The following is a 5,616-nucleotide window of genomic DNA, read 5'->3' as shown; positions in this document are numbered from 1 at the left end:
CGCCCCGCCGCCCCGGCGGGGGCTGTACGGGGCGTGGCAGTCCTTCACGGTGGCGCTGGGGCTGCTGGGCGGCGCGGGGGTCACGGCGGTGACGGCGGCGGTGCTGGGCACCGAGCGGCTGTCCGCGTGGGGGTGGCGGCTGCCGTTCCTGCTGGCCGTGCCGCTGGGCCTGCTGGCGCTGTGGCTGCGCACCGGCCTCACGGAGACGCCGGAGTTCCTGGAGCGGACCAACACCCCGGAGATGAGGCTCGGTTGGGGGGCGCTGGTGCTCGCGGCGGCGCGGGTGACGGGCTGGGCGGCGGCCGGATACACCTTCCTTGTGGTGCTCCCCTCGTACCTCCAGACCGCACTGCACACGGGCTTCGCGCAGGCACTGCTGGCCGCGGCGGTGGCCAACGCGGGGTTCGCCGCGGCGATCCTGCCCGCCGGGGTGCTCAGCGACCGGGTGGGGCGGCGGCCGGTGCTGCTCGCGGGCGCGGTGCTGGTGGTGGCGACCGCGCTGCCGGTGCTGGACCTGCTCCGGGATCCCGGAGCCTCGACCCTGGCGAAGGCCCTCGCCCTGGCCGGCGCCGGCGCGGTGGTGGGTCTGATGGCGGGCCCGGGCCCTGCCCTGCTCGCCGAGATGTTCCCCGCCCGCGTCCGCTGGACCGGCCTCGGTCTCGCCTACGCCCTGTCCAACGCGGTCTTCTCCGGCTGCGCGGGCCTGATCATCACGGAGGCGGTGCGCAGGACCGGCAACCCGGACGTACCCGGGTACTACGCGGCGGCCGCGTGCGCGGTGAGCGCGGCGGCCCTGCTGAAGCGGGCGCCGCGGGAAGGGAGTTGGCGACGTCGGCCGCCGGAAGAGGCGGCACGGGAAGCGAGTCGGAGGTAGCGGTGCGAGTGATCGGGCTGATGTCCGGGACGTCGTACGACGCCGTGGACGCGGCGGCCGGCGATCTGCGGCTGGACGGCGACACATTGGTGCTGCGGCCGCTCGGGATGGTCGGCGCGCCGTACGAGGAGCCGTTGCGCGCGGCGCTCGCGAAGGCGATGCCGCCCGCGGAGTGCGGGTTCGAGGCGGTGTGCCGTCTGGACACCGGGATCGGGCGGGCGTTCGCGGCGGCGGCGGTCCGGGCGGACCGGGAACTGTGCGCGGGGCGCGCGGAGTTGGTGGCCTCGCACGGACAGACGGTCTACCACTGGGTGGCGGACGGGCGGGTGCGCGGCACCTTGCAGCTCGGGCAGCCCGCGTGGATCGCGGAGGCGACCGGGCTGCCCGTGGTCGCCGACTTCCGGGCCCGGGACGTCGCGGCGGGCGGCCAGGGCGCGCCCCTGGTCAGCCTGTTCGACCTGCTGTGGCTGCGGGGCCGGCCCGGCCGGCCGGTGGCACTGAACATCGGCGGCATCGCCAATCTGACCGCGCCGGACGGCACCGCCTTCGACACCGGGCCCGGCTGCGCGCTGCTGGACGCGGCGGCGCGGGAGTTCAGCGGCGGGCGGCTGGCCTACGACGCGGACGGCGCCCTCGCCGCGCGCGGCCGTCCCGACCCGCGGCTGCTGGAGCGGCTGCTGGCGGAGCCGTACTACGCCCTGCCCGCGCCGCGCACCACCGGCAAGGAGCTGTTCCACGCGGGGTATCTGCGGTCCGCCGGTGCCTTCGACGGGGGCCGCCCGGAGGACGTGCTGGCCACGCTCGCCCTACTGACCGCGCGGACGATCGCGGACGCGGTGCGGTCCGTCGGCGCCAGCGAGGTGATCGCGTCCGGCGGGGGTGTGCGCAATCCGGTGCTGGTGCGCCTGCTCCGGGGGCTGCTCGGGGAGATTCCGCTGCGTTCCTCGGACGAACTCGGGCTGCCCGCCGCCGCGAAGGAGGCGTACGCCTTCGCCGTGCTCGGTTTCCTCACCGTGCATGGCCTCGCGGGCACCGATCCGCGCAGCACGGGGGCGCGGCGGCCGAGCGTACTGGGGTCGGTGACACCGGGGCGGGACGGATTCCGGATGCCGGCGCCCGCGGGGTGCGCGCCGGTGCGGCTGGTGATCGAGGGCGGGGAGAGGAGCCGGACGGGGTTGGCCGAAGAAGCCGAAGAAATCGAGAGGTGATTTGTCCCGGGTCGGCGGGATTGGCGGCAGATCCTCTCATCCCGCTTTCACGGATGCCTCATACGGTGGGGCCATGACGCAGGTGACTCCTCCCGGGTGGTACCCCGACCCCGGGCAGACGCATGACGGCCCGCCCACCGAGCGCTGGTGGGACGGCAAGGCCTGGACGGACCGGGTCCGCCCCGCCGGGACGGCCGCGCCCTGGGGTCCCCCGGCACAGGTGCCTCCGGCGGATCAGCCGGGGACGGGGCGGCCGGAGACGGGTGGGGCGGAGCCGGGCCGGGCGTCGGACGACGGCCGGGCACCGGAGAACGGCCCGGCGGCGCAGGCCGACCCGGCGACGGAGCCCGACACCGGGGCGCAGGCCGATCCGGGAGCGCAGGCGGGTCCCGTACCGCCCGTCGGCCAGTCCCCCCTCGCCGGTCCCGCGGCACAGACCACTCCCCTGCCGCCCGTCGGCCAGGCGCCGCCCACCGGCCAGGTGCCCCCCACCGGCCAAGTGCCGCCCGGCTACGGCGCCTACCCCGGTCACCAGCCTCCGCCCGGGCAGCCCGGCTACCCGGCGTACACCGGCTACCCCTCCTATCCCGCGTCGCCCCCGCCGCCCGCGCGCGGCGGGCTGCGGACCGGCATAGCCGTCACCGCGGCGGTCGCGGTGCTGGCCTGCATCGGGATCGGCGTCTACGCGCTCACCAATGACAGCGGCGGGAGCAACGACCGCGCCGGGGTGCGGCAGGGCGCGAGCGGCGGACAGGACGGCGGCGGGTTCGGCGGCCCGGGCGGCGCCGGTGGGTCCGACGGCTCCGGTGGTGCTTCCGGCGGGCAGGGCGGTCCGGGCGGCTCCGGTGGCCTCGGCGGTTCCGGGGGCGGGGACGGCTCGGGCGGCCCCGGCGGACAGTCGCCCTCGCCCGACCGTTCGCCCGCGCCCAAGATCAAGGGCGGCGGGACCGTGCCGGACTCGATCGACGGTGTCAGCCTGCCCGTGCCGAAGGGCTGGACCGGGCAGGCGATCAGCGTCGGCGCGCAGGTCACCTCGGACAACTCCTACAAGTGCCCCGGCAACAGCTCCCAGACCTGCACGGCGGGCGGCGCCTACACCGCGCCCGCCGTGGCGCTGGGCACCGACGGCGACACCGCGGAGCAGGTCGCCAAGGCGGACATCGCGGCGAACGCGAAGGAGTCGTACGGCGGCAGCACCTACGGCAGCATCACCTCGCACCAGCAGCTGGCCGCCGAGGCGGTGACGGTGGCCGGGCAGAAGGGCTATCTGGTGCGCTGGAAGGCGGTCACCAGCAAGGGCGCCGACGGCCTGGTCGAGTCGGTCGCCTTCCCCTCCCCGAACGACGCCCGGCAGATGGTGGTCGTGCGCTTCGGCATCGACGTCGGGCAGGACACCTCGGTCATCGACGAGATCCTGAAGGGGATCAAGGTCTCCTCCGGCGGCGGGGCCGGCCAGAACGTCTGACCGGGCCGAAGAGTCCGGCCGGGTGGGGTTCCCCTCCGCTCAAGGGGAACCCCGCCCGGCCGGGGGTGCGCGCCGCCCCCGTCCCCACGGTGCGGCGCGGGCAGACCGCCGTTCAGTCATCCCGTGAACGGCGGCCTGGGTCCTATGTCAGTGCGAGCGCGGGCAGCACGGTGGCCTCCACGAACCGGAGCAGATAGTCGGCGTCGGCGTACTGGCCGCTGAGCACGGGCCGTACGCGCAGCACGCCGAACATCATGGCGGGGATGAACTCCAGCGCGGGATGGCCCGGGGCGATCTCGCCGCGTGCCACACCCCGGTCGAGGATCTCCTGGAGCGCGGCGATCTCCGGGTGCACCAGCGCCTCGCGCAGCGCCTGGGCCAGCTCCTCGTCCTGGGTCACCGCGGACCCGAGCGCCTGGAGCAGCTTGGTGTCCTTGCCCGACCAGTCGCCCGCGGCCCGCGCGGCCTGGCGCAGGTCCTCGGCGAGCGATCCGGTGTCGATGCCGGCGAAGCGCACCCGCCCCCGGGCCCGCAGCGCGGCGGCCACGAACTGGGGTTTGTTCTTCCACTGCCGGTAGAGCGTGGACTTGCTGCACCGGGTGGTGGAGGCGACGCCCTCCATGGTCACGGACTCGTAGCCGCACTCGCGGATCTGTTCCAGCACGGCGTCGAAGAACTCCCGCTCACGCTCCGGCGTGATCTTGGAGCGGCGCGAGGCGACGACCGTCTCCGGTCCCTCCGCGGCCTGCGACGTCATGTGGTGTTTCCCCTCACTCATGGGCTCGGGCGCCCCCGGGCCCAGTTTCCAGTGTGTCGCACTTCAATCGATACACGAGTGTACCGGTACTCCATCGTATCGGTACACTGCCGTATCGGTACACCAACGTATCGGTACGGACACGTACCAAAGCGTTGCCGCACCGTACCGAAGCACCGCCACACACGATCGTCAGCGAAGGGGCCGGGGGATGACTGCGCTCACCGAGCCTGCCGAGGCAGAAACGGAGCCGGACGCCGCCGCGCGTCCGGGTCTCATACGTGAGTTCCTGCTCGTCGCGGGGCTCTTCCTCGTCTACAAGCTCGGCCGGCAGCTGGCCACCGGCCACACCCTGCGCGCCTTCCACAACGCCCATCGCGTCTGGGACCTCGAACGGTCCCTACATCTGCCGCGCGAGACCGCCGTCCAGTCCGCGCTGCTGCACGGCGACACCCTCGTCCATGTGGCCAACACCTACTACGCGACGGTGCACTTCCCGGCCACGCTCGCCTTCCTGGTCTGGCTCTACCTCCGGCGCCCCGCGCACTACGTCTGGGCCCGCCGGGTCCTCGCCGCGGTCACCGCGGCCGCCCTGGTGCTGCCCTTCACCTTCCCGCTGGCCCCGCCCCGGATGCTGGCCGGAACCGGCCTGGTGGACACCGCCCGGATCTACGGCCCCTCTGTGTACGGCCCACCGGCCCACGACCATCTCTCCAACCAGTTCGCCGCGATGCCCTCGCTGCACTTCGGCTGGGCGCTGATGGTGGCGATCGGCCTGATCACGGCCACCCGCTCCCGCCTTCGCTGGCTGTGGCTGCTGCACCCGCTGCTCACCCTGCTGGTGATCGTGGGCACCGCCAACCACTACTGGCTCGACGCGCTCGCCGCGACCGCCATGCTGGGCATCGCCCTCGCCCTGCTCCGTCCCCCGCACCGCACCATCACCCAAGTGGGCCGCGGCGCCGGCCGGATCGTCCCGCGCCAGCGGGTCCTGGCGGGAGCGGCCCGGTGAACGCCGCCGAGCTGGTCGCCGTCGCGCTGTCCCTGGTCTCGGCCGTGGCCTACGCGCTCGCCGCCGTCGCCCAGGAGCGGCTGGCCGCACGCAACGCCGGTGCCGGGCTGCTGCGGCTGCTCGGCACGGGCGCCTGGTGGTCGGCGGTCGGCCTGAACGCGGCGGCCGCGCTGCTGCATGTCGCGGCCCTCAAGTACGGTCCCCTGACCGTCGTACAGCCGCTCGGCGCGCTGACCCTGGTGGCGGCCGTGCCGCTGGGCGCGCGGGCCGCCGGACGGCGGGTCAGCGCGGTGGAGTGGC

5 protein-coding genes and 2 pseudogenes are annotated in these 5,616 nt (G+C 74.8%); 6 read left to right on the top strand and 1 reads right to left on the bottom strand.

Annotated elements, in window-relative coordinates:
• The 4 genes and pseudogenes from CCN72_RS34535 to CCN72_RS34525 all read left to right on the top strand — a co-directional run.
• Nucleotides 1-874: MFS transporter (locus tag CCN72_RS34535; RefSeq protein ID WP_143664301.1), on the top strand; the 874-nt coding region annotated here is incomplete at its 5' end.
• Between the two features lie 2 nt (nt 875-876).
• Complete coding sequence (locus CCN72_RS34530; RefSeq protein ID WP_086812292.1) at nt 877-2,082, top strand: anhydro-N-acetylmuramic acid kinase; 1,206 nt, start codon at nt 877-879, stop codon at nt 2,080-2,082.
• A 73-nt stretch (nt 2,083-2,155) separates the two neighbouring features.
• Nucleotides 2,156-2,239 (top strand): annotated as a pseudogene (locus CCN72_RS41790) (DUF2510 domain-containing protein); the annotation flags it as partial.
• Between the two features lie 324 nt (nt 2,240-2,563).
• Nucleotides 2,564-3,547: a hypothetical protein gene (locus CCN72_RS34525; protein WP_483027295.1), complete on the top strand. Its 984-nt coding sequence runs from the start codon at nt 2,564-2,566 to the stop codon at nt 3,545-3,547.
• Between the two features lie 142 nt (nt 3,548-3,689).
• Here CCN72_RS34525 and CCN72_RS34520 read toward each other — a convergent pair whose 3' ends face one another.
• Nucleotides 3,690-4,304 (bottom strand): TetR/AcrR family transcriptional regulator, encoded by a 615-nt coding sequence (locus CCN72_RS34520; RefSeq protein ID WP_086812289.1) that lies wholly within the window; start codon nt 4,302-4,304, stop codon nt 3,690-3,692.
• A 211-nt stretch (nt 4,305-4,515) separates the two neighbouring features.
• Between CCN72_RS34520 and CCN72_RS34515 the strand changes: the two genes are divergently transcribed.
• Both CCN72_RS34515 and CCN72_RS34510 read left to right on the top strand, forming a co-directional pair.
• On the top strand, nt 4,516-5,316 hold the full coding sequence (locus tag CCN72_RS34515; protein ID WP_086812287.1) for a phosphatase PAP2 family protein: 801 nt from the start codon (nt 4,516-4,518) through the stop codon (nt 5,314-5,316).
• A pseudogene (locus CCN72_RS34510) lies at nt 5,313-5,616 on the top strand (hypothetical protein); the annotation flags it as partial. The gene CCN72_RS34515 and the pseudogene CCN72_RS34510, both read left to right, overlap by 4 nt.

Origin of the sequence: Streptomyces murinus (genome assembly GCF_002154555.1) — a bacterium.
In the GTDB taxonomy this organism is placed as follows: Bacteria; Actinomycetota; Actinomycetes; order Streptomycetales; family Streptomycetaceae; genus Streptomyces; species Streptomyces murinus.
Note: the sequence above shows the minus strand (reverse complement) of the source record. Positions and strands in the feature narration are given on the sequence as shown.

Coding starts and splice junctions, on each gene's coding strand:
- CCN72_RS34515 (WP_086812287.1), top strand. CDS start 4,516: ATGACTGCGCTCACCGAGCCTGCCGAGGCAGAAACGGAGCCGGACGCC.
- CCN72_RS34520 (WP_086812289.1), bottom strand. CDS start 4,304: ATGACGTCGCAGGCCGCGGAGGGACCGGAGACGGTCGTCGCCTCGCGC.